Origin of the sequence: Pseudomonas sp. B22(2017) (assembly GCF_002113105.1) — a bacterium.
Classification (GTDB): domain Bacteria; phylum Pseudomonadota; class Gammaproteobacteria; order Pseudomonadales; family Pseudomonadaceae; genus Aquipseudomonas; species Aquipseudomonas asiatica.
On the sequence record NZ_NEJN01000011.1, the window covers coordinates 134,595 to 158,823 of the forward strand.

Here is a 24,229-nt window from a genome sequence, read left to right on the forward strand (position 1 = left end):
GACCATAGTTGCGCTATAGTTGCTGCCCTCACGTACACGCTGCCAAAGAGTTCTACTCCATGTTCAACAAAGGATTGTTGCTGGCCTGCGCGCTGGCTTTGCTCAGTGCCTGTGACTCTTCGACGCCGGACAAGCCGGCGCCATCCGAAAAGCCGGCGGCCACAGCGCCCGCCGCCACCCCGGCACCCCAACGCGAAGACCCGGCCGTACTCGCCAAACGCTACGAGGGCCGCGAGCTGACGGTGCTGGATGTTTCCGAAGTGCAGCTCGATGGCGCCGCGACGCTGTCGATCAGCTTCTCCGCGCCGCTGGATGCCAAGCAGGACTTCGCCAGCAAAGTGCACCTGGTCGACACCGTCAAAGGCAAGCTCGACGGCGCCTGGGAGCTCTCCGACAACCAGATGGAGCTGCGTCTGCGCCATCTGGAGCCGCAGCGCAAGCTGGTGCTGACCGTCGACAAGGGCCTGCTGGCGGTCAATGGCAAGCAACTGGACAGCGAGTCGATCAGCCGCCTGGAAACCCGCGACATGCAGCCGACCATCGGCTTCGCCAGCCGCGGTTCGCTGCTGCCCACGCGCCTGGCCGAGGGCCTGCCGGTGATCGCCCTCAACGTCGACAAGGTCGATGTCGAGTTCTTCCGCGTGAAGCCGGACATGCTCTCGACCTTCCTGGTCAACTGGGGGCGCAACAGCAGCCTTTACTACTACCAGTCCAAGGAAACCCTGGACATGGCCGATCTGGTCTACAGCGGCCGCTTCGACCTCAACCCCGCACGCAACACCCGCGAGACCGTGCTGCTGCCGATCGCCGGCATCAAGCCGCTGCAGGAGCCAGGCGTGTACCTGGCGGTGATGCGAGCCTCGGGCACTTACGACTACTCGCAACCAGCGACCCTGTTCACTCTCAGCGACATCGGTGTGTCCGCGCATCGCTACCGTGACCGCCTCGATGTGTTCGCCCAGGCCCTGGAAGGTGGCAAGGCGATGAACGGCGTCAACCTGGAAATCCATGACGACAAGGGCAAGCTGCTGGCTCAGGCCAGCACCGACAGCGATGGCCACGCCCAGCTGCCGATCACGCCCAAGGCCGACACCCTGATCGCCACCCAGGGCGTGCACACCACCCTGCTGCGCCTGAGCAGCGCAGCGCTGGACCTGGCCGAGTTCGACATCACCGGCCCGCAGGCCAACCCGCTGCAGTTCTTCATCTTCGGCCCGCGTGACCTGTATCGCCCCGGGGAAACGGTGTTGCTCAACGGCCTGCTGCGCGACCAGGACGGCAAGCCGGTCAAGGCGCAGCCAGTGAGCGTGGAAGTGCGTCGCCCGGATGAGCAGGTCAGCCGCAAGTTCGTCTGGGAAGCCGACGGCAATGGCCTGTACCAGTACCAGCTGCAGCTGGCCAGCGAGGCCCCGACCGGCCGCTGGCAACTGCTGCTCGACCTGGGCGGCGGGCGCAAGCAGGTGTATGAATTTCTCGTCGAAGACTTCCTGCCCGAGCGCCTGGCGCTGGAACTCAAAGGCAGCAGCAAACCGTTGTCTCCGGATCAGGATGCGCGTATCCAGGTCAATGGCCGTTACCTTTACGGCGCCCCGGCTGCCGGCAACCGCCTGAGCGGCCAGGCCTATGTTCGCCCGCTGCGCGAGGCGGTACCGGCGCTGCCTGGCTACCAGTTCGGCTCGGTCACCGAAACCGAGCTGAACCAGGACCTGGAGCTGGACGAAGTTACCCTCGACCAGGCCGGCAAGGCCGTGGTCGATATCGAAAGCCGCTGGGCCGAAGCCCGCTCGCCGCTGCAACTGACCGTGCAGGCCAGCCTGCAGGAGTCCGGTGGCCGGCCGATTACCCGCCGCCTGGAACAACCCATCTGGCCGGCCGAGCGCCTGCCAGGCCTGCGTGGCCTGTTCGATGGCGAGGAAACCGACAGTGACGGGCCGGTGGAGTTCGAGTTCCTGGTGGCCGACCGCAACGGCAAGAAACTGGCGGCCAACGACCTCAAGGTGCGGCTGGTGCGCGAGCGCCGCGACTACTACTGGAACTACTCGCAGAGCGATGGCTGGAGCTACGCCTACAACGAGAAGTTCCTGACCCAGAGCGAAGAGACCGTAAGCGTCAAGGCTGGCTCCACCGCCAAGCTGAGCTTCCAGGTGGAATGGGGCCCTTACCGTGTCGAGGTGGAGGACCCGGAGACGGGCCTGGTGTCCAGCGCGCGCTTCTGGGCAGGCTATCGCGCCCAGGACAACGCCGAAGGCGGCGCGGTGCGGCCGGACCAGGTCAAGCTGGCGCTGGACAAACCGGCCTACGCCGACGGCGCTACCGCCAAGGTCACCGTCACCCCGCCCGCAGCCGGCAGTGGCTACCTGATGATCGAGTCCAGCGATGGCCCGCTGTGGTGGCAGGAGATCGACGTGCCCGCCGAGGGCAAGACGTTCGACGTGCAGCTGGACAAGCAGTGGGCCCGCCACGACCTGTACATCAGCGCGCTGGTGATCCGCCCGGGTGAGCGCAAGGCCAACGCCACGCCGAAACGCGCGGTGGGCGTGCTGCACCTGCCGCTGAACCGCGCCGAACGCAAGCTGGCGGTGAGCCTGCAGGCGCCGGAGAAAATGCGCCCGAAACAGCCGCTGACCGTGAAGATCAAGGCTGCAAATGCCGATGGCAGCGTGCCTGAACAGGTGCATGTGCTGTTGTCGGCGGTGGACGTGGGCATCCTCAACATCACCGACTTCAAGACCCCCGACCCATTCGCCAGCCTGTTCGGGCGCAAGGCTTACGGTGCTGACCAGCTGGATATCTACGGCCAGTTGATCGAAGCCGGCCAGGGCCGCCTGGCCAGCCTGGCATTTGGTGGTGACGCAGCGATGGCCAAGGGTGGCAAGCGCCCCAACACCACGGTGACCATCGTCGCCCAGCAGAGCCTGCCGGTGACCCTGGACGACAAGGGCGAGGGCCAGGCCACGGTCGATATCCCCGACTTCAATGGCGAACTGCGGCTGATGGCCCAGGCCTGGACCGAGGAACAGTTCGGCATGGCCGAAGGCAAGACCGTGGTCGCCGCGCCGCTGATCGCCGAACTCTCGGCGCCGCGTTTCCTGGCCGGTGGCGACCGTACCAGCCTGGCGCTGGACCTGGCCAACCTGTCTGGTCGTGCCCAGCAACTGAATGTTGAAATCAGCACCGAAGGGCAGCTGAGCCTGGCGGCCAACGCCGTGCAAAACGTAGCCCTGGCTGAAGGCCAGCGCTCGACGCTGATGATCCCGGTACAGGCCCAGGGTGGCCTGGGGCAGGGCAAGGTACATGTGCGGGTTACTGGCCTGCAACTGCCGAACGAGCCGACCGGCGCGTTCGAACGCGAGTGGACGCTGGGCGTGCGCCCGGCCTACCCGGCGATGCTCAAGCACTACCGCGTGGCCTTGAAGGACCAGCCATGGATCTTGCCTGAAGCAGACCTGGCCGCCTTCGAACCCGCCGGGCTTGAAGCCAGCCTGGCCTTGTCGAGCCGGCCACCGCTGAACCTGGCCGAGCAGATCCGTGCCCTCGAAGCCTACCCCTACGGTTGCCTGGAGCAGACCACCAGCGGCCTCTACCCGTCGCTGTACGCCGATGCCGACAGCCTCAAGCGCCTGGGCATCAAGGGCGAGCCAGCCGATGTGCGCAAGCGCAAGATCGAGATGGGTATCGAGCACCTGCTGGGCATGCAGCGCTACAACGGCAGCTTCGGCCTTTGGAGCTCGGACAGCGAGGAAGAATACTGGCTGACCGCCTATGTCACCGACTTCCTGCTGCGCGCCCGTGACCAAGGCTATGGTGTGCCGGCCGAAGCGCTGAAGAAGGCCAGCGAGCGCCTGCTGCGCTACCTGCAGGAGCGCAACCTGATCGAAGTCGACTACAGCGAGAACGCCGAACACACCCGCTTCGCCGTGCAGGCCTATGCGGCATTGGTGCTGTCGCGCAGCCAGCAGGCGCCTCTGGGGGCACTGCGCGGCTTGTTCGAACGCCGCGCCGACGCCCGCTCTGGCCTGCCACTTGTGCAACTGGCGGTGGCGCTGGACAAGATGGGCGACAAGCCGCGTGCCGAGCAGGCCCTGCAGGCGGGCCTGGGCATCAGCCGCGGTAAAGGCTGGATGGCCGACTATGGTAGCGCCCTGCGCGACCAGGCACTGATCCTGGCGCTGCTGCAGGAAAGCAACCTGGCCAGCCGCCAGGTCGACCAGCGCCTGTTCGCCCTGTCGGATGAGCTGGCGGCCAACCGCTGGCTGTCGACCCAGGAGCGCAATGCGCTGTTCCTGGCCGGCCGTGGCCTGCTGGGCAAACCGGAAGGCCAGTGGCAGGCGCGCCTGGACAGCGCGGGTGAAGTGCGCGAGTTCAACAATGCCGAGTCTGGCATGAAGCTCGAAGGCCCGTTGCTGGCTTCGCCGCTTAGTGTGCAGAACCAAGGCAGCGAGACGCTGTACCAGCAACTGACCTTGTCGGGTTACCCACGCCAGACGCCTGCGGCCGGTGGCAACGGCATGCAGATCCGCCGTGAGTACCTGGGCATGAATGGTCAGCCGTTGGACCTGCATAACCTGCGCAGCGGCGACCTGGTGCTGGTGCACCTGGCGCTCAAGGCTGAAGACCGGGTGCCGGATGCGCTGGTGGTGGACTTGCTACCGGCGGGCCTGGAGCTGGAAAACCAGAACCTGGCGCAAAGTGCCGCCAGCCTGGAAAACGCCAGCAGTGCGGTGAAGGAATGGCGCGAATCGATGCAGAACGCCAGCGTGGTGCACCAGGAGTATCGCGATGATCGTTACGTCGCCGCGCTCAAGCTGGACAGCTATGGCACCACCCACCTGCTGTATCTGGCTCGGGCGGTGACCCCGGGCACCTATCGCGTGCCGCCGCCGCAGGTTGAATCGATGTACCGGCCAAACCTGCAGGCCGTGGGGGATGGGCAAGGGGAGATGACCGTAAAAGCCCGCTAGAATTTTGTCGCCTTTACCGGCCTCATCGCCGGCAAGCCAGCTCCCACAGGATGGAGCATGGCTTGAGGGCGACGCGGTCGAGGTGGGAGCTGGCTTGCCGGCGATTGGGCCGCAACGCGGCCCCCGGCCCTGTTCAGTGAATCACCCAGCTCATCACCCACAACCCCAGCAACAGCCAGATGATCCCGAGGATGATCGAGGCGCGCATGAACGCGCGGATTGCCGAGTACAGCAGCACCAGCCCGATGATCAGGGCGAGGATGCTGAGCAGCGAGGTCTCCATGCCCAAGGTGCGCGCCAGGCCATCGATGAAATTGCCACCGGCACTGGCCAGCAGGTTGAACAGCCCGCTCAATGCGTCGACGATGAAGCGGATCAATGACCCCAGCGCCTGGCCCAGCCACTCGAAAAAACCTTCTACATGCATAGTTGCTTCCTGATGAACGAATCGGCGATGTTGCCGTTCCCAAGCCTTTGGCCATCACCTGGCCAGGTCGGTTCCCGATGCCAAGCTTAACGCGGCCGCATACCCGTGCGGGCAGGCTGTTGCGCGCCACGGCGATCGGCATGCTGGTGCTGTTCGGCCTGTTGTGGCTGGCCGACCGCCTATGGCCGCTGCCCATGCCCGGAGACGACCTGGCCCGGGTGGTGCTGGCCGAGGACGGCACGCCGTTGTGGCGCTTTGCCGATGCCGATGGCGTATGGCGCTACCCGGTCAGCTCCGACGAAGTCTCGCCGCTGTATCTGCAGGCGCTGCTCACCTACGAAGACCGCTGGTTCTACAGCCACCCCGGAGTCAACCCGCTGGCCCTGGCTCGCGCTGCCTGGCTGAACCTGCGTGGCGGGCGTGTGGTGTCGGGCGGCAGCACGCTGTCGATGCAGGTCGCACGCCTGCTCGACCCGCATGAGCGCACCCTGGCCGGCAAGCTGCGCCAACTATGGCGCACGGCGCAGCTGGAATGGCACTTGTCCAAGCGCGAAATCCTGCAGATCTACCTGGACCGCGCGCCCTTCGGCGGCACCCTGCAGGGCGTGGCGGCGGCCAGCTGGGCCTACCTTGGCAAGTCGCCCATGCACCTGACCCCGGCCGAAGCGGCACTGCTGGCCGTGCTGCCCCAGGCGCCCAGCCGCTTGCGCCCGGACCGTCACCCCGAGCGTGCGCAGCGCGCCCGGGACAAGGTGCTGCAACGCCTGGCCGAATACCAGGTGTGGCCGGCTCAGCAAATCCGTGAGGCTGCCGAAGAGCCCCTTGTACTGGCGCCACGTCAGGAGCCGGCTCTCGCGCCGTTGCTGGCCCGGCGCCTGAACAGCGCCGACAGCCCGCCGCTGATCCGTACCACGCTCGACGCCGCACTGCAGCGGCGCCTCGAAGACCTGCTGCTGGGCTGGCGGGCACGGCTGCCGGAGCGCACCTCCGCCGCCATCCTGGTGGTCGATGCGCAGACGATGGCGGTGCGTGCCTACCTGGGTTCTATCGACCTGGCTGACGAGCGCCGCTTCGGGCATGTCGACATGGTGCGTTCGTTGCGCTCGCCGGGCTCCACTCTAAAGCCGTTCCTCTACGGCATGGCACTGGATGATGGCCTGATCCATTCCGAGTCGTTGTTGCAGGATGTGCCGCGACGCTATGGCGACTACCGCCCCGGCAACTTCTCCATGGGCTTCAGCGGGCCGGTGTCGGCCAGTTCGGCGCTTGCGCTGTCGCTCAACCTGCCGGCGGTGCAGCTGTTGGAGGCCTATGGTCCGAAACGCTTTGCCGCGCAACTGCGCATGGCGGGCATGCCGCTGATATTGCCGCCTCTGGCAGAGCCCAACCTGTCGTTGATCCTGGGTGGTGCGGGCAGCCGCCTGGAGGACCTGGTGGGTGGCTACGCTGCGCTGGCGCGGGGTGGCAATAGTGCGAGGGTGCGCCTGCAACCACAGGATCCGTTGCTGGAACGGCGCCTGCTGTCGCCAGGGGCGGCGTGGATCATCCGGCGCATCCTCAGCGGCCAGGCGCGCCCCGACCGCGACCCGCATGCCGAGCTGGTGCAACGCCCGCAACTGGCGTGGAAGACGGGCACAAGCTACGGCTTTCGCGATGCCTGGTCGATCGGCGTGGGCCCGCGCTACCTGATCGGCGTATGGATTGGCCGCCCCGATGGCACACCGGTCCCCGGCCAATTCGGGCTGGCTTCGGCAGCGCCGCTGATGCTGCAGGTGCACGACCTGCTGAGCAACCGTGACAGCCAGCGTGGCATCAGCGTGCCGGTGGAGCGGGTGCCGGCGAACGTCGGCGTGGCTGCGATCTGTTGGCCACTGGGCCAGCCGATGAGCAAAAAGGACCCCAACTGCCGGCGTCAGCGTTTCGCCTGGACTTTGGACGGCACTACGCCGCCAACCCTGCAGGCCGCCGACCAGCCACTCGGCCTGGGCCTGCGCGAAAGCGTATGGGTCAACGACCAGGGGCTGCGCGTCGATGGCAGTTGCCCGGGCGCCAAGGCCCGCGATATCGCCCTATGGCCCGCCCCGCTGGAGCCTTGGCTGCCACGTGTGGAGCGGCGTGCGGCGCGCCTGCCGGCCATCGACCCGGCCTGCCCGCCGCAGGTGCCGGCCAGCGCGCCACCGCTTTCGATCGTGGGCGTGCGCCCAGGCGACAACCTGCGCCGCCCGGCCACCAGCAGCGAGCCGTTGCAACTGCATGTGTCGGCACTGGGCGGCGGCGGTCGGCGCTGGTGGTTCCTCAACGGCCAGCCATTGGGCGAAACCCAGGGCCAGGACAGCCTGCTGGTGCGCTTCCAACAGGTAGGCCAGGCCGAAATCAGCGCGCTGGATGAAAGCGGCGAGACGGCGCGCGTGGCGTTCCAGATCAGCGAGTAGCCGTTCGACGAGGGCCGAGGCAGCACCTACGCTTGCAGGTAACGGGTGTGACCGGCTGGCGCCCCTGATGCCTGACAGTCAAGCAATTTGGGTCCGCTTTGCGGCCCCAGGGAACATGGAGCGCCCTATGCGTCCTCTGGCCGTGCCCCTGTTGTTGCTGCCCTGGGCGCTTGCGGCCCATGCCGAGCCTTTGCCAGGTTTCCTCGACAGCCATGAGTACGAACGTCGCCTACCCGGCGCCAACCTGCCGATAGACGCCTACCGCCCGGTCAGTGCTCACCTGCAGCTGGCCGGGGAGGATGGCGACAGCCCCGCGTGGGCGCCTGCGAATACCCGGCTGGTGCTGCATAAAGTGCGCTTCGAAGGCGGCACGGTGTTCCCCCTGAGCGACCTGCGCGAACACTACCAACCGCTGATCGGGCGCCAGACCACGTTGGGCGAGCTGCAGCAGTACACCGCGCGCCTGACCCAGCGCTATCGGCAGGAAGGCTACCTGTTGTCGTACGCCTACCTGCCGCCGCAGGAAGTGGCCGATGGCCGGGTCAATGTGGTGCTGGTCGAAGGTTATATCCGTGATTACCGCGTGGACGGCGATATCGGCCCGGCCGGCGCCTATCTGCATCAGCTGCTGGAGCGGCTTGCCACCGAGCGCCCGCTGACCCGAGAAACGCTGGAGCGCTACCTGGGCCTGGCCGAGCGCCTGCCGGGGGTAACGATAGAGCCGCAGCTGGCCGTGGCGCAAACCGCTGATGGTGCTGCGCGGTTGACCGTGCATGCGCAGCGCAAGCCGTTCAGCGCTGCTGTTATCGTTGCTGATGGCAACCGCGACGATGCGCAGGCGCTGCTGACGGCAACCAGCCACGCCCAGACCCGCTTTGCCGAACAGATCGAGGCCAGCCTGTTGCTGCCGCCGGGGGATGACCAGGTGCATTACCAGCGCCTGTCCTACAGCCAGTACCTGGACGCGGGCGGCAGCCAGCTGCTGCTGTCGGCTTCGCGCTACCGCAGCGAACCCGGCACGCGGATTCGTCTGGACGATGGCCGTGACATCACCCGCAAGCGCGACAGCGATCGCTATGCGATCGGCCTGCGCCAGCCGGTGATCGTCAGGCCGGATGAATGGATGGTGGTGCAGGGGCAGGTGTATTCGGTCAGTGAGCACTTCGAGGACCGGGTAGATGGGTTGCCATCGGCACGGGACTACGACACCTACGTGCGTGCGCTGTCATTCGAGGGCGACTGGCGCAAGGTGGAAGAGGGCCGTTTGCGCATCGTCAGCGCCGGGGTCTATCAGGGCCTGGATTATCTGGGGGCGCGTAGCGATGCCGACTACGATCTGGATTTTCTGCGGTTGCGGCTTTCCGGCTTGCAGAGCAACACGTTGCTAGGTAACTGGCAGGGGGTGGTGTCCGGGGCGTTGTACTGGAGCGATGACCAGCTGCCTGACAGCGAGCGTGCGGGATTTGGCGGGCAAAATTTCGGCCGTGGCTACCCGCGCGACCAGGCGGACGGCGACAAGGGCTGGGGTTTGGCTTACGAGGTGAACTACAGCATGCACGGCAGCTGGCTGGCGTTGGTGCAGCCCTATGTGGTGGTGGACACGGCGCAGGCATGGCATAACCGAGGGCCTGTGGAGGATGCCCACCTGGCTTCGGCGGCGCTTGGGGTGCGATTGGGCGATGGGCGCTTGTTCAATGTGGCGCTGGAGGTGGCCAAGCCTTTGGCCGATGTGGCATTGGACAGCCTGGACCGCGCGCCGCGCGTGACGTTAAAACTGGCTATCCAGTTGTAACAGGTGAACCGAGGATCTGTAGGAGCAGCCTTGTGCTGCAAAGAGGCCATTTCAGGCGCAATCTTTTGTATGCCATGAGGGCCCTTTCGCAGCGCAAGGCTGCTCCTACAAAAAAGCGGTGTGCCTACTGGTCACTCAATGGGTAGTAAACCGCTGATGCACCGGCGACGAACTGGGTGTCAGTGCCAGTGCCAGCTGGGTGCGGTTGTGCATGTGGGTCAGGCGCAGCACCTGCGACACATACAGCTTCACGGTATTCTCGGTAATGCCCAGCTCACAGGCGATCTGGTAGTTGGTCTGGCCCTTGCCCACCAGGCGGGCTACTTCCAGCTGGCGTGGCGACAGCTTCTCGAACGCCGCTGGCAGTTCGCTTTCACTCTCGTCCACATCGCTGGCACGCCGGTGCATGCCCTGGCCCCGGGCTTTTTGCAGGTCCTGGTAAAGCTCGTCCATCGACTCTGCCAGCTCTTGCAGACGCTGGCTCAACCCGCCCAGCTCGCGGAAGCTGCGCTGGCGCTCCTGCACGGCCTGTTCCTGGCGGCGTACGCCCTCCAGCAGTTCATCGAGGTCCATGGGTTTCTGGTAGTAATCGGCAAAGCCCTCGCGCAACGCTCGGATCACATCCTGCTTCTCCGCTCGACCGGTCACCATGATGGCCTCGAACGCGCGCTGCCCGCCTTGTATCTTCAGTTCGCGGACCAGTTCAATACCATCACGACCAGGCATGTGCAGGTCACAGATGACCACGCCAATGGTCTCGTCTGCGAGGTAACGTTCCAGGGCTTCGTCAGTGGAGTGGGCCGGCAGGCAGCGGTAACCCTTGGTTTCGAGAAACTCACACAATTGTTCGACTATCACTGGTTGGTCATCGACCACCAATATCTTCACATCACTGAATGCTCTGGACACGATCAACTCCCTGTCGTTACGCGGTCCTGCTCCCGGGCCAAGCGCTCTGCAAACTAAAAATAGTCGGGGGTAGTGGGTTTGTACAAATTACATATTCTGTACAGCCATCGGACCACGAGATTGCTCACTGGATCCATACAGCAGTCAAAAGAAAACCGGTGAGCACATAGGGGACGAACGCCTGCTTGTCACCCATTTCCTCGGTCAAAGCCTGCAAGCGCTTTTTTACCTTGGGGTTGAGCAACGTCCACAGGCGCCGGCGGGTAAGCAGCCACAGCAGCACGCTGACGCCGGCGCCGATGAAGGTGCCAAGCACGTATTGCGGGCTGGTGGCCAGGGCCAGGGCGCCCATCAGCTTGACGTCATCGGCACCGAAACGGCCGAGCATGTAGCCGGGCAGGGTCAGCAACATGACGATGGCCAGCGCCCATCCGGCATCGCTGGCATCGGCGCCGATCCAGCTGCGGCCAGTGGCGAAAAGCCAAGCCAGGGCGCAGGCAGCCACACCCAGGGTGAGCATGTTGGATATCTGGCGTTGACGCACGTCCTGTTCGGAGCACAAGGCAAGCCACAGCAGGAGAACAATGCTTTGCATTGGCAGGTCGCCCTTCCCAAATGTTGAACACATCTACCCGGTCAGTCAGGTTTCCTTAAGTGAAGATAGACGGGAACCTGCGGGGAGTGGAGCGGGAGAGGGAAAAAGGCGTGGCCGGGATGGATTTTGTCGCTGTTGAAACAGGCCTCGCAGGCGACCCTTGTGGGAGCGGGTTCACCCGCGAACACCGGCAAAGCCGGTGCCATGCACCGCGTTGTTTTCTTCGCGGGTAAACCCGCTCCCACAGGGGCTGCGGTGCCTGCATAACCGCGCTCGGTGTTACTTCTTGCTCCCCGGCGGGTAGTTGGCCAACACCTTGGTCACGGTGTTCTGGATCGCGCTGTTGCGTTCCTCGGGGCTTGGCGGGTAGTTGTTCATGATCTGCTCGGCACTGCCGCGCCACACCAGCTTGCCGTCACGCCCATCGAACAGGTCGATCTGGATAGTGGCGACCTTGTAGTCGACGCTGCGAGTTTCGTTGTACATCGGGCCACCCCAGTAGCCGCCCCAGTAGCCTCCCCAGCCACCGCCGTAGTTGGTGGTGATCTGTTGCTGGCGCTGCTCGACGATCAGGTACGCGCGCACTGTCACGTCCGGCCGGGCGCCGCCTTGTACCGGGCGCAGGCCACGCTGGTCGAGTTGGCTTGCGACTGCCTGGCGAATGCGCTGCTCGGTCAGGTCGCTCTTGATTCGTGGATCGTCCGGGCGGTACTGCAGGCCCGGTTCCTGCCATGCCCAGCTGCGGTAGGCGGCAAAGTCACGGCTGGCATCGAAATCCTGCTGGACGTTATTGCTGGAGCAGGCGGCGAGCAACAACGCGAATGACAGTAGAACGAGACGGCGCAACATGATGGTTCTCCGTTGGATATCAACTGGGAGGATAGCCGTTGAGCGCCTTGTGCACAGAATCGCGCAGGGCGCTTTCGCGTTCACGCGGCGAGTCCTTGTCGCTGCCGCTTTCGGCACTGGCACTCCATACCGGCTGGCCGCTGCGGGCGTCGTACAGGTCGATACGCACCACCATCACCTGCACTTCGTAGGTGCGCACGATGGGCACGCTGGCATAGCCCCCATAGCCATGGCGGTAGCCGCCATAGCCGACACCGCCATAGGGATACGGGCCGTAGTAAGGGTCGTAGGCATCGTAGTCACGTACCTGGCGCAAGCGCTTTTCCAGGCGTATGTCGGCGCTGACCAGCAAGTCGCCGGGGCCGCCCCGGGCGGGACGCAGGCCATGCTGGTCCAGTGCGCCGCTGACGGCATCAGCCAGTTGCGCCGGGTCGGTATCGACCGAGCCACTGGGCAACTGGCCGTTGAGCCAGCTCCAGCTACGGTAGTGCCCGTAATCACGGGCCGGTGTCGGGTAGGCACTGGCATCGAAGGTGCTGGCCGCCTGGGCCGGTGCCGGTGGTAACGGGCGGCTGCTGGCCACGTAGGGGTTGCTGCCCTGGCAGCCAGCCAGGGCAAGCGGCAGCACGGCCAGGCACAACAGACGGTACGGCATGTATTCCTCCCGGCGGGCAGGTCAACGGGGGCGACAGACCCAGTGCAGGTAGCGGCCGAGCCCGGCGAAGCTGGGGTGGCGACGGTAGGCCAGTTCCATTTCCAGCAGGTCGAGCAGCTCGGCCTTGCCTTGGAATTCCTTGGGCATGTAGTCGTGGAACACCCGCACGCCACTTTCGCTTTCAACCTGCCACATAGGATCAAGTTGCGCCCTGAGTTCCCGTGGATCAAGCGGTTTTTGCGGGGTCAGGCTCTGCTTTTCACCTTCCAGCCGGTTGCTGCGCAACTTGCGGAAATGGCCCTTGAGCAGGTTGCGATAGACCAGGGCGTCGCGGTTGTAGAAGGCCAGCGACAGCCACCCGGAAGGGGCCGTGAGCTGGTGCAGCACCGGCAGGATGCTTTCGGGCTCGGCCAGCCACTCGAGTACGGCGTGGCATAGCACCAGATCGTAGGGTTCGGTCAGCTGGCCAAGCAGGTCTTGCCAGGGGGCCTGGATGAAGGAGGCCGGTTGGCCGGCTTCGGCAAAGCGCGCCCGTGCGCCGTCGAGCATGGGCGCGGCGGGTTCGGCCAGGGTCAGCTGGTGGCCGCGCTGGGCCAGCCACAAAGCCATGTGACCCAACCCGGCACCGATGTCGAGGATGCGCAGCGGGCGGTCAGGCAGGGCTTCGGCCAGGTCGGCCTGCAGCACGGCCAGGCGGATCGCGCCCTTGGCGCCGCCGTAGATCTTTTCGGCAAAGCGGGTAGCCAGCTCATCGAAGTGACGGTCGTTCATCGGGCGAAGCGCCTCTCGCTGTCGGCCAGCTTGGCTCGCACTACCTGGTCCATGTCCAGGCCAAGTTCGCTGCACAGCAGCAACAGGTAGAGCACCACATCGCCGATTTCCTGGCCGGCATGGGCCAGCTTATCGGCTGGCAGCTGGCGCGATTGGTCTTCGCTCAGCCACTGGAAGATTTCCACCAGCTCGGCCATTTCGACACTGGCGGCCATGGCGAGGTTCTTCGGGCTGTGAAAGCCGCGCCAGTCGTTGTTGTCGCGGATCTGGTGCAGGCGTTGGGTGAGTTCTTGCAGATTCATCGGGGGTCTCCTAATGCTGCATAGCTTCTGCGCAGGCCTGATGCAAAGCAAGGGGGCCGCTTTGCGGCCCATCGCGACGCAAGGCCGCTCCCACAGGAGGGCACTGGCATCAAGCCGAATGCGGTACCTGTGGGAGCGGCCTTGTGTCGCGAAAAGGCTGCGAAGCAGCCTCACGATTCAAAGCCGGTCCCAGCGCCCGACCATGTGCAGCACCCCGCCATGCCCATCCAGCTGCAGCTCTCCCGCAGCCCCCGCCTCACTGGCACCGAGCACCACCTCCGATGGCAACCGCACCGGCTTGCGGAAATCCACCTCGAAGGCATAGCCACTGTGCGGCAGGTGCCCGCGCAGTGCCGCCAGGGCCATGGCCTTGCTCCACATGCCATGGGCAATGGCCGTGGGGAAGCCGAAGAGCCGGGCACTGGCCGCGCTGAGGTGGATCGGGTTGTAGTCCCCGCAGACCTTGGCATAACGCCGGCCGATATCGCTGTCGGCGTACCAGCGGGTCGCCTCTGGCAGCGCTTGCGGTTCGTCCTCGGCAGGCTCGCCTGCCTGGCTTTCCAGCTTCAGCCCGCGCACCAGCATGCGGCTGGTCTCGCGCCAGAGCAGGCCGATGCCGTCTTCGGCTTCGGTGACCAGGTCGAAGGTGCCGCCCTTGGCATGCGCTTGCAGATTGCCTGCATGCACCGCAAAGCGCAGCCCTTCGATACCGCCCAGCGGGCGCAGCACCTCGATGCGGTTGTGCAGGTGCACCAGGCCGAGCAGCGGGAAGGGGAAGTTTGGCGCGGTCATCAACTGCAGCTGCAGCGTGAACGCCATGACATGTGGATAAGTACCCGGCAGGCGGCCATCGTCGGTGAAGTGGCACAGCCGACGATAGGCGGCCAGGTTGCCCGACTGGACGCGAATGAAACAGCGCAGGCCGTCGTCCGGCAGCTGGTCGCCGCTGATGGTGCGCTTGCTTGCCGCGCGCAGGTACAGGCTGGCGCGCGAAGCCGGGCTGTGCAGGTCGTGCCAGTGTCGGCTCATGTTCAGGCCCCCATCAAGGCCTGGCCGCATACCCGCAGCACCTGGCCGTTGACTGCACCGGAGCCCGGCTGGCTGAGCCAGGCGATGGCTTCGGCGACATCCTGCGGGCGGCCGCCCTGGCCAAGCGAACTCAAGCGTCGCCCGGCCTCGCGCAGGCCCATGGGCATGGCGGCGGTCATGTGGGTTTCGATGAAACCGGGTGCCACGGCATTGATGCTGCCGCCGCGCTCGGCGAGCCGGGGCGCCCACGCCTGGGCCAGGCCGATCAGCCCGGCCTTGCTCGCGGCATAGTTGGCCTGCCCGCGGTTGCCGGCGATACCGCTGACCGAGGCCAGCAGGGTGATGCGCGCGTTTTCACCCAGGGCGCCGTTGTCGTACAGCGCCTGTGTCAGCACCTGCGGTGCCTTGAGGTTTACCGCCAGCACCGCGTCCCAGTATTCCGGGGTCATGTTGGCCAGGGTCTTGTCGCGTGTGATACCGGCGTTGTGCACCACGATGTCGACGCCGTCGGGCAGGGCCGCAAGCAGTTGCGTTGCCGCGTCGCCGGCGCAGATGTCCAGGGGCAGCGCCTTGCCACCCAGACGTGCGGCCAGGGCGTCGAGGTCCTGGCTGGCTTGCGGCACGTCCAGCAGCAGTACGTCGGCACCGTCCCGCGCCAGGGTTTCCGCAATGGCGGCACCGATGCCGCGTGCGGCCCCGGTTACCAGGGCGCGGCGGCCAGCCAGCGGCCGTGTCCAGTCCTCGACCTGGCTGGCGCAGGCATGCAGGCGCAGCACCTGGCCGGAAATGAAGGCGCTCTTGGGCGAGAGGAAGAAGCGCAGGGCGCCTTCCAGCTGGTCCTCCGCGCCGGGGCCGACATACAGCAACTGCGTGGTCGCACCGTTGCGCAGTTCCTTGGCCAGCGAGCGGCTGAAGCCTTCCAGGGCTCGTTGGGCAATGCTGGCCAACGGGTCGTCGAGGCTTTCTGGCGCGCGGCCCAGCAGCACCACATGGGCGCACGATGCCAGGCTGCGCAGCAGTGGCTGGAAAAACTCGCGCAACTGCTTCAACGCGTCGCTGTCGGACAGATGACTGGCATCAAATACCACGGCCTTGATCTTCGGCCCCAGGCCAGCCACCCATGCCTCGGCCTGGAGGTTGTCGGTATTGAAGCTGTAAAGCGTGTCGGTCAGGCGCGGGGCAATGGCTTCGACCTGGCTCGCCAGTGGCCCGCCACCCAGTACCAGGGCACCTTCGACCGGGCGCAGGCGGCCTGCCTGCCAACGCTCCAGCGGCGCCGGACGTGGCAGGCCAAGGGCATCCACAAGGCGGCGGCCGAGGTTGGAGTTGGCAAAGCCGAGGTAGCGATCGCTCATGAGTGGGTCTCCCGGAAGGCAAGCTTGAAAGTGTGGACCAACTTTGTGGCAAGGTCGTTCGAATGCGGTAAAAACACCTAGGCTGTACGGATCAAATTGTTTCAGGAGGAACAAGCGCATGCGTTCACTTCGCCGGGTCGCGATCCTGGGCGGCAACCGAATTCCCTTCGCCCGTTCCAATGGCGCCTACGCCACGGCCAGCAACCAGGCGATGCTAACCGTCGCCCTCGAAGGGCTGATCGAACGCTACCGCTTGCATGGGTTGCGCATGGGGGAGGTGGTGGCTGGCGCTGTGCTCAAGCACTCGCGAGACATGAACCTGACACGTGAGTGCGTGCTGGGTTCGCGCCTGTCGCCGCTGACGCCAGCCTATGACATCCAGCAAGCCTGCGGGACGGGGCTAGAGGCGGCACTGCTGGTGGCCAACAAGATTGCCCTGGGGCAGATCGACTGCGGCATAGCCGGCGGTGTGGACACCACCTCCGATGCGCCGATTGCGGTCAACGAAGGCCTGCGCCACATCCTGTTGCAGGCCAACCGTGGCAAGAGCCTGGGCGAACGGCTCAAGCCATTTCTCAAGCTGCGTCCTCACCACCTGAAACCCGAATTACCGCGCAACGGTGAGCCGCGCACCGGGTTGTCTATGGGCGAGCATTGCGAACGCATGGCCCAGGCCTGGCGCATTGGCCGTGCCGAGCAGGACGAACTGGCGCTGCTGAGCCACCAGGCGCTGGCTGCCGCATACGCCGAAGGGTGGCAGGATGACCTGCTGACGCCGTTTCTGTCGTTGACCCGTGATAACAACCTGCGCCCCGACCTGACCCTGGAACAATTGGCCAAGCTCAAGCCAGCCTTCGACCGCAGCGGGCAGGGCACGCTGACGGCGGGCAACTCCACACCGCTGACCGATGGTGCTTCGCTAGTGTTGCTGGGCAGCGAGGAATGGGCCGAGCAGCAGGGGCTGTCGGTGCTGGCCTATCTGGTCGATGGTGAAACCGCTGCGGTGGATTTCGTTACTGGTCGCGAAGGGCTGTTGATGGCGCCGGTGTATGCGGTGCCGCGGCTGTTGGCGCGCAATGGCCTGACGCTGCAGGACTTTGACTATTACGAGATTCACGAAGCCTTTGCTGCCCAGGTGCTGTGCACGCTCAAGGCCTGGGAAGATGCCGATTATTGCCGCGAACGGCTGGGGCTGGATGCGCCGCTCGGGGCGATTGACCGCAGCAAACTCAACGTCAAGGGCAGTTCACTGGCGGCCGGGCACCCGTTTGCCGCGACCGGGGGGCGGATATTGGCCAACCTGGCCAAGCTGCTGGCGAGGTCGGGGAAGGGGCGGGGGTTGATATCGATCTGCGCTGCGGGCGGGCAGGGGGTGACCGTCATCGTCGAGCGCTGAGCTGTTAGGCTTGTCTGGTCAGAACTAAAAGAAACCACCATGCCCATCATCGGACACCCCCGCCCCATTCCGGCGCTGGACCACCTGCCCAGGCCGCTCTATGCACGAGCCGAAAGCCTTGGCGCCGGCTCCTGGACCACCCGCCACCAGCACGACTGGGTGCAGTTCTCCTACGCCATCAGCGGCGTCCTCGGGGTGTATACACAGGAAGGCAGCTACTTCGCCCCGCCCCAGTGGGGCGTATGGATACCAGCCGATGCCGAACATGAAGTGGTCACCTCAATGCAGGCCGAAATGCGCAGCCTTTACGTGCGCCGGGATGCCTGCCCTTGGGCACCGAAGCAATGCCGGGTACTGGAAGTGACCCCGCTGGCGCGCGAACTGATCAAGCAGTTCTGCCTGTTCCCGGCAGACTACCCGGAGGGTGACAGTGCCGAGGCGCGGCTGGTGGCGGTGCTGCTCGACCAGTTGCGCATGCTGCCCGAAGTCGGCTTTTCGTTGCCACTGCCACGGCACCCGGGGTTGCTGGCGCTGTGCAATGGTCTGATCGCTGCACCGGACCAGTCGCAGACCTTGCAGCAGTGGGCGCGAGAGTTGGGTTGCTCGGAGAAGACGCTGATGCGGCTGTTCCAGCGGGAGACGGGCTTGAGTTTTCGCAACTGGCGGCAGCGTATGCGGCTGTTGTCGTCGCTGGCGCTGCTGGAGGCCGGGGAGAGTGTGACCGAGGCGGCGTTGGGGTGTGGATATGACTCCACCTCGGCTTACATTGCGGCGTTCAAGCAATTGTTCGGCGCGACGCCGGGGGAATTGAAGCTTTAGGCAATCAGGCATTGTTTGCCTGCACCGGCCTAATCGCCGGCAAGCCAGCTCCCACAGGATCCCACTGCACTCAGGGCCTGTGCAGTACCTGTGGGAGCCGGCTTGCCGGCGATTAGGCCGGGGCAGGCAAAACATCAGGTACGGAACCTGCGCACCAGTGAATCCAGCTCATTGGACAACCCGGCCAGGCTCTCCGAATCCATCCGCGCCGCTTGGGCCAGTTCGGCCACCAGCTGCGCATCGCCATGAATCTGGCTGATGTGCCGGTTGATGTCTTCGGCCACCTGGTGCTGCTCTTCGGCCGCCGTGGCAATCTGGGTGTTCATGTCGCGGATCACATCCACCGACTCGCGGATCTGCCCGAAGCTGTCACGGGCCAGGCCGATGCGGCTCACCGACTGCTGCGAAACCTCCAGGCTGGCGTGCATCTGTGCGGCAACCTCGGCAGTGCGGCTGGCCAGGTTGCCCAGCAGGCCGTCGATCTCGGCGGTGGAGTCGGCAGTGCGCTTGGCCAGCGCCCGCACCTCGTCGGCAACCACGGCAAAGCCACGGCCCTGCTCGCCGGCACGGGCCGCTTCGATGGCGGCGTTGAGTGCCAGCAGGTTGGTCTGCTCGGCAATCGAGCGGATGGTGCCGAGGATCGACTGGATGGCGTTGCTGTCACGCTCCAGCTGCTGGATCGACTGCGCCGACTGTTCTATCTCCTGGCTCAGGCGGTCAACGCTATGTACCGCGGCATCGATTTGCTGCTGGCCTTCGCGGGCCTGCTGCTGGCCGCTGTCGGCCGACTGTGCCGCCTGGCTGCAGGAACGTGCCACTTCGTTGGCGGTGGCGACCATTTCGTGGAAGGCGGTAGAGACCATGTCCACCGCTTCGCGCTGGCGGCCTGCGGCTTCGGCCATGTCGCTGGAAACGCGGGTCGAGCTGCTGGAGGTGCTGAGTATCTTGCTGGCGGCAGCCCCGATGTGCTGGATCAGGCTGCGAATGGCACCGAGGAACTGGTTGAACCAGCTGGCCAGTTGCGCTGTTTCGTCGCGGCCACGGATCTCCAGGTTGCGGGTCAGGTCGCCCTCGCCCTGGGCGATATCTTCCAGGCCGCTGGTGACGCTGTTGATCGGACGCACGATCAGCTTGGCAAAGGTGGCACCGACCACGGCGAACAGCGCGGCCAGTACCAGGGCCACCACGCCGACCAACCAGGTCAGGCGGGTGGTGGTCTGCATCACTTCGCTTTGTTCGATCAGGCCGATCAAGGTCCAGCCCAGCTGTTCGTCCGGGTAGATGTTGGCCATGTAGCGCACGCCATTCAGCTCCACTTCGGCCAGCCCCTTGCCGTGCTTGGCCAGCTCGGCGTACCCGTCGCCAAAGCTCGCCAGTTGCTTGAAGTTATGCTTGGCGTCCCGAGGGTCGACCAGTACGTTGCCGTTGTTCTCCACCAGTAGCACGTAGCCGCTTTCGCCCAGCTTGATCTGCTGGACGATCTCGGTGAGGCCTTTGAGCGAGACGTCGACGTTGACCACGCCGCCAGGGTTGCCCAATTGGTTGGCGACGGTGCGCACGGTGCTGACCAGCACGGCGTCGTCGGCAGCCCAGTAGTAGGCGCCGGTACGCAAGGTCTTGCCGGGGTTGGCCATTGCCAATTGGTACCAGGGTCGGGTGCGCGGGTCGTAATTGACGAACTTCTGCCCGGCCGGCCAGCCGACATAGCCACCGTCATTCACCCCGTAGGACAGGTACGCATAGCTGGGATGCGTGGTGGCCAGGCGGGTCATGAACTCCAGCAGCTTGTTGGCCTGGTCGCCCAATTCGTAGGACGGGGTTGCGCTCATGTACTTGTTCAGTTCGCTACCCGTGGCGGCGACCATCGGCTGCGCAGCCAGGTACTCGACATTCTGGTTGATGCCCTGGAAGAAGATGTTCATCGCGTTGCTGACCTGGCGGATTTCCCGGCTGCTGCCATCGAGGAATCCGTCGCGGGCTTCGCCACGCAGGTTGAGGACCACCAGGGTGGCCACAAGGATTATGGGCAAGCCGGCGATGACCGCGAATGCCCAGGTCAGTTTCTGTTTGATGCTCATCGACGCTCCCGGATTTGTTATTTTCGACACACGAGGCAGGTAACAATTGCATCGGCAGCATCCGGGTTTAATGTAGGAAAACGCCCGTATTTATTGGATAAAGTCGCAGTTGGTGACTATTCGGTCGTGTTTGGACGTATATGGCATACCAAACGTTGCGGGTGGCTCAGTGACAGCAGCCATTAGCAGAGCCATTGGCCAGATCCTTGAGGATCGGGCAGTCCGGGCGCTCGTCTCCCTGGCAGTGCGATACCAGTTCGCCAAGGGTGTCGCGCAGGCTCACCAGCTCTTCAATGCGCCGGTTCAGCTCATCGATGTGTTGCATGGCCAGCGCTTTCACATCGGCGCTGGCACGCTGGCGGTCCTGCCACAAGGTCAACAGCTTGCCGACCTCCTCGAGGGAAAAGCCCAGGTCGCGGGAGCGCTTGATGAAGGCCAGGCTGTGCAAGTCTTCCGCCTGGTAAAGGCGGTAGCCGCTGTCACTGCGCGTGGCGGGTTTGAGCAGGCCGATGGACTCGTAGTAACGGATCATCTTGGTGCTGAGCCCGCTGCGGCGGGCGGCCTGGCCTATGTTCATGGGGCCTCCTGGGTGTTGCTGGTGGGTTTCCACGCCTTGAGCCACAGCGCGTTGCTCACCACGCTGACGCTGGACAGGGCCATGGCGGCGCCGGCCAGTACCGGGTTGAGGTAACCCAGCGCGGCCAGCGGGATGCCGATCAGGTTATAGATGAACGCCCAGAACAGGTTCTGGCGGATCTTCGCATAGGTCTTGCGGCTGATCTCCAGGGCGGCCGGTACCAGGCGTGGGTCGCCGCGCATCAGGGTGATGCCGGCGGCCTGCATGGCCACATCGGTACCGCCGCCCATGGCAATGCCGATATCGGCGGCGGCCAGCGCCGGCGCATCATTGATGCCATCCCCGACCATGGCGACCACGCCATCCTGCTTGAGTGCAGTCACGGTCGCGGCCTTGTCGGCCGGCAGCACTTCGGCATGCACGTCGTCGATGCCCAGGGCATCGGCCACCACTTTGGCGCTGCCGCGGTTGTCGCCGGTCAGCAGGTGGCTGCTGATGTGTTGCGCGTGCAGGGTATCGATCGCCTGCGCGGCGCCGGGCTTGAGGCTGTCACCAAAGGCGAACAGGCCCAGCACACGCGGCTGCGCGCCGCGTTCGATAAGCCATGACAGGGTGCGCCCCTCGGCTTCCCAGGCCTGGGCCTTGGCGGCCAGGTCGCCGGGTGGCAGGGCGCTTTCATCGAGCAGGCGGCGGTTGCCCAGGGCCAACTCGCGGCCTTCCACACGCCCGGCAATACCACGCCCGGTCAGCGACTGGCTGTCAGCAACGCCAGGCACGTCCAGGCCCTGTTCGGCACAGGCATCCAGTACCGCCTTGGCCAGCGGGTGTTCGCTGCCGCGCTGCAGGGCACCGGCCAGGCGGTGCAGGTCGGCGCTGCTGCCCACCTGCGCCTGGCTGTGGACAACGCGCGGGCTGCCGGAGGTGAGGGTGCCGGTCTTGTCGAACACCACACGGTTGACCGCATGGGCGCGCTCCAGGGCTTCGGCGTCCTTGATCAGGATGCCATGGCGGGCGGCGACCCCGGTGCCGGCCATGATCGCGGCGGGTGTGGCCAGGCCGAGGGCGCAGGGGCAGGCGATGACCAGTACCGCGACGGCATTGATCAGCGCGGTTTCCAGTGGCGCGCCAGCCAGCCACCAACCGACCAGGGTGATCAGCGCCAGTACCAGCACGGCCGGGACGAATACCTGGCTGACCCGGTCGACCAGCTTCTGGATCGGTGCCTTGGCCGCCTGGGCATCTTCCACCAGGCGGATGATGCGTGCCAGCACGGTTTCGGTACCCAGTGCCTGGGTGCGTACCAGCAGCCGGCCTTCGCCGTTGATGGCGCCACCGGTGACCCTGTCCCCTGGCTGCTTGGGCACCGGCAGGCTCTCGCCGCTGATCAAGGCTTCATCGGCATGGCTGCTGCCGTCTTCCACCACGCCATCGACCGGGAAGCGCTCGCCGGGTTTGACCAGTACCAGGTCGCCGAGGCGCAGTTGTGCAATGGCCACGTCCTCTTCCTGGCCATCGACCAGGCGCACGGCCCGTTCCGGGCGAAGGGCTTCGAGGGCACGGATGGCGCTGGCAGTCTGGCGCTTGGCACGGCTTTCCAGGTACTTGCCCAGCAGCACCAGGGCAATCACCACGGCCGAAGCTTCGAAGTACAGGTGAGGGGCCATGCCGGCGGGGGCTTGCGCCCACTGGTACAGGCTCAGGCCGTAGCCGGCGCTGGTGCCCAGGGCTACCAGCAGGTCCATGTTGCCAGTCCCGGCGCGCACGGCTTTCCAGGCGGCCACGTAGAACCGCGCGCCGAGAATGAACTGCACCGGTGTGGCCAGCAGGAACTGCACCCACGCTGGCAACATCCAGTGCACGCCAAATGGCTGCACCACCATTGGTACCACCAGCGGCAGGGCGAGCAGCAACGCTGCGCCGACCGCCAGGCGTTCGTTACGCAGGCGGTGCTGGGCAGCGTGCTGGTCGTCCTTGGCGGTTTGCGGCAGGCTGGCGCTGTAGCCGGCCTTTTGCACGGCGTCGATCAGCAGGTTGTCGTCGAGGGCCGCGAGCACTTCGAGGTGAGCGCGTTCGCTGGCCAGGTTGACGCTGACCCGTTCAACACCCGGCAGCTTGCCGAGAGCGCGCTCTACGCGGCCGACGCAACTGGCGCAGGTCATGCCGCCAATCTGCAGTTCGACGGTGCGGGTGGGCACGCCATAGCCGGCTTCGCGTATGGCCTCGACCAGCGCGGGCAGACTGTTGACCGGGGCCTGGACCCGGGCCTGTTCGGTGGCGAGGTTGACGCTGACCTGTTCAGTGCCGGTGACCTTGCGCAGGGCGCGTTCGACCCGGCTGGCACAACTGGCGCAGGTCATGCCGGAGATCGGCAGGTCGTATGTGGTGGATGCGGGCATGGCTCTCCTCCTTGGACAGGCCTCCAGCATCAACCTTGCCACGCAGGTAAGGTCAATAGCCCAGGCCGGCTCGCTTCAACTCCAGCCCATATTGCCCCATGGCGATGCGGTATTTGTTGATCTGGCCCGCCTGCAGGTTCAGTCGCGTGCTGCGTTGGTCCTCGACACCCGGGGCGCAGCCGGGCATTTGCCCGGGCAGCAGGCGCAGGCGCACGTCCACCGGGCCGGGCGGCAGGTTGAACGAGGTGGACTGCTCCTGGAACACGCGCCCGGAGAGCTGGTCGTTGAGGTAGATGCCGATTTCGCAACTGGTGGCCACTTCCAGACGCTCCCGGGAAATGATCAGCACGCTGTAGTCCGAGTTGCCCTCGGCGCTGGCCGGTGGCACTGCAGCCAGCGTGCTCAATAGCCCGACGACGCCCAATGCTGCCCTGAACATGAAGAATCTCCTGCTTGCCTGATCATCAAAGGCGCAGCTTGGCCGACGCGCGCGCGGATTTCCACCCCGGCTGGTGTCGGCAAGTCTTGACCTTGCCCCGATGGCAAGCTTGAGACTTGTGGAAAACCCGAAGGAGGTAACCCCCATGCAAGTGTTCAATGTACAAGGCATGACCTGTGGCCATTGCGTGAAAGCCGTGACCCGGGCGGTGCAGGAACAGGATGCCGCGGCCAAGGTGGAGGTCGATCTGGCGGCCAGGCAGGTACGGGTGCAGAGCGAGTTGGCTCAGGAGCGGATCCTCACGGCCATTCGCGATGAAGGTTATCAGGTCGAGGCGGCCTGAATACTGACCTGTGGGAGCGGGCGTGCCCGCGAACACCGGCGTAGCCGGTGCCATCCACCGCGCCGCCTGATTCGCGGGCACGCCCGCTCCCACAGGGGGCGCTC

The 24,229-nt window shown here is 65.4% G+C and carries 19 protein-coding genes and 1 pseudogene; 6 read left to right on the plus strand and 14 right to left on the minus strand.

Annotated features, from left to right (window positions below):
- The first annotated feature begins 59 nt into the window (after positions 1-59).
- A complete protein-coding gene (locus CAG18_RS20710) occupies positions 60-4,961 on the plus strand; it encodes an alpha-2-macroglobulin (protein WP_085721442.1) in 4,902 nt (1,633 codons plus the stop codon).
- A gap of 133 nt (positions 4,962-5,094) precedes the next feature.
- Here CAG18_RS20710 and CAG18_RS20715 read toward each other — a convergent pair whose 3' ends face one another.
- Positions 5,095-5,388, minus strand: coding sequence for a hypothetical protein (locus CAG18_RS20715; RefSeq protein ID WP_025337571.1), 294 nt, complete (start codon positions 5,386-5,388; stop codon positions 5,095-5,097).
- A 77-nt stretch (positions 5,389-5,465) separates the two neighbouring features.
- On the opposite strand from CAG18_RS20715, the gene pbpC reads away from it, so the two are divergent.
- Together pbpC and CAG18_RS20725 are read left to right on the plus strand one after the other, a co-directional pair.
- The gene (gene pbpC / locus CAG18_RS20720; RefSeq protein WP_054572848.1) at positions 5,466-7,820 is read left to right on the plus strand and encodes a peptidoglycan glycosyltransferase PbpC; all 2,355 of its coding nucleotides are present in this window, start codon (positions 5,466-5,468) and stop codon (positions 7,818-7,820) included.
- A 127-nt stretch (positions 7,821-7,947) separates the two neighbouring features.
- Positions 7,948-9,612: a ShlB/FhaC/HecB family hemolysin secretion/activation protein gene (locus CAG18_RS20725; protein ID WP_085721443.1), complete on the plus strand. Its 1,665-nt coding sequence runs from the start codon at positions 7,948-7,950 to the stop codon at positions 9,610-9,612.
- A 135-nt stretch (positions 9,613-9,747) separates the two neighbouring features.
- Here CAG18_RS20725 and CAG18_RS20730 read toward each other — a convergent pair whose 3' ends face one another.
- From CAG18_RS20730 to CAG18_RS20770, 8 genes are all read right to left on the minus strand, one after another.
- Positions 9,748-10,521, minus strand: coding sequence for a response regulator transcription factor (locus CAG18_RS20730; RefSeq protein ID WP_085721454.1), 774 nt, complete (start codon positions 10,519-10,521; stop codon positions 9,748-9,750).
- Positions 10,522-10,645: 124 nt separating this feature from the next.
- Positions 10,646-11,116 carry a prepilin peptidase gene (locus tag CAG18_RS20735; RefSeq protein ID WP_013970724.1) on the minus strand — a complete coding sequence of 157 codons (471 nt, stop codon included), beginning with the start codon at positions 11,114-11,116 and terminating at the stop codon, positions 10,646-10,648.
- 279 nt (positions 11,117-11,395) lie between these two features.
- Positions 11,396-11,965: a DUF4136 domain-containing protein gene (locus CAG18_RS20745; protein WP_039614657.1), complete on the minus strand. Its 570-nt coding sequence runs from the start codon at positions 11,963-11,965 to the stop codon at positions 11,396-11,398.
- A gap of 19 nt (positions 11,966-11,984) precedes the next feature.
- A complete protein-coding gene (locus CAG18_RS20750) occupies positions 11,985-12,620 on the minus strand; it encodes a DUF4136 domain-containing protein (protein WP_003257064.1) in 636 nt (211 codons plus the stop codon).
- Positions 12,621-12,641: 21 nt separating this feature from the next.
- A complete protein-coding gene (locus CAG18_RS20755) occupies positions 12,642-13,391 on the minus strand; it encodes a methyltransferase domain-containing protein (RefSeq protein WP_085721444.1) in 750 nt (249 codons plus the stop codon).
- Positions 13,388-13,693 (minus strand): MazG-like family protein, encoded by a 306-nt coding sequence (locus CAG18_RS20760; RefSeq protein WP_013970728.1) that lies wholly within the window; start codon positions 13,691-13,693, stop codon positions 13,388-13,390. Before CAG18_RS20760 ends, CAG18_RS20755 begins: the two co-directional genes overlap by 4 nt.
- Before the next feature lie 177 nt (positions 13,694-13,870).
- A complete protein-coding gene (locus CAG18_RS20765) occupies positions 13,871-14,722 on the minus strand; it encodes a MaoC/PaaZ C-terminal domain-containing protein (RefSeq protein ID WP_085721455.1) in 852 nt (283 codons plus the stop codon).
- 2 nt (positions 14,723-14,724) lie between these two features.
- Positions 14,725-16,077, minus strand: a complete 1,353-nt coding sequence (locus CAG18_RS20770) for a 3-oxoacyl-ACP reductase (protein ID WP_085721445.1) — start codon at positions 16,075-16,077, stop codon at positions 14,725-14,727.
- Positions 16,078-16,195: 118 nt separating this feature from the next.
- On the opposite strand from CAG18_RS20770, the gene CAG18_RS20775 reads away from it, so the two are divergent.
- Both CAG18_RS20775 and CAG18_RS20780 read left to right on the plus strand, forming a co-directional pair.
- On the plus strand, positions 16,196-17,473 hold the full coding sequence (locus tag CAG18_RS20775; RefSeq protein ID WP_023662416.1) for an acetyl-CoA C-acetyltransferase: 1,278 nt from the start codon (positions 16,196-16,198) through the stop codon (positions 17,471-17,473).
- A gap of 39 nt (positions 17,474-17,512) precedes the next feature.
- Complete coding sequence (locus CAG18_RS20780) at positions 17,513-18,292, plus strand: helix-turn-helix transcriptional regulator (RefSeq protein WP_085721446.1); 780 nt, start codon at positions 17,513-17,515, stop codon at positions 18,290-18,292.
- 134 nt (positions 18,293-18,426) lie between these two features.
- Here the strand turns inward: CAG18_RS20780 and CAG18_RS27545 are convergent, their stop codons facing one another.
- From CAG18_RS27545 to CAG18_RS20800, 5 genes and pseudogenes are all read right to left on the minus strand, one after another.
- Positions 18,427-19,194 carry a methyl-accepting chemotaxis protein gene (locus CAG18_RS27545; RefSeq protein ID WP_371807317.1) on the minus strand — a complete coding sequence of 256 codons (768 nt, stop codon included), beginning with the start codon at positions 19,192-19,194 and terminating at the stop codon, positions 18,427-18,429.
- A gap of 90 nt (positions 19,195-19,284) precedes the next feature.
- Positions 19,285-20,370: pseudogene (locus tag CAG18_RS27550) on the minus strand (cache domain-containing protein); the annotation flags it as partial.
- Positions 20,371-20,536: 166 nt separating this feature from the next.
- Positions 20,537-20,947: a Cu(I)-responsive transcriptional regulator gene (gene cueR / locus CAG18_RS20790; RefSeq protein WP_061303951.1), complete on the minus strand. Its 411-nt coding sequence runs from the start codon at positions 20,945-20,947 to the stop codon at positions 20,537-20,539.
- Positions 20,944-23,343 carry a heavy metal translocating P-type ATPase gene (locus CAG18_RS20795; RefSeq protein WP_085721448.1) on the minus strand — a complete coding sequence of 800 codons (2,400 nt, stop codon included), beginning with the start codon at positions 23,341-23,343 and terminating at the stop codon, positions 20,944-20,946. The genes cueR and CAG18_RS20795 overlap by 4 nt, the downstream gene beginning before the upstream one ends.
- A gap of 52 nt (positions 23,344-23,395) precedes the next feature.
- Positions 23,396-23,782: a hypothetical protein gene (locus CAG18_RS20800; protein WP_061303955.1), complete on the minus strand. Its 387-nt coding sequence runs from the start codon at positions 23,780-23,782 to the stop codon at positions 23,396-23,398.
- A gap of 145 nt (positions 23,783-23,927) precedes the next feature.
- Here CAG18_RS20800 and CAG18_RS20805 point away from each other — a divergent pair, with 145 nt between their 5' ends.
- Positions 23,928-24,125: a heavy-metal-associated domain-containing protein gene (locus tag CAG18_RS20805; RefSeq protein WP_003257072.1), complete on the plus strand. Its 198-nt coding sequence runs from the start codon at positions 23,928-23,930 to the stop codon at positions 24,123-24,125.
- The last annotated feature ends 104 nt before the right edge of the window (positions 24,126-24,229 follow it).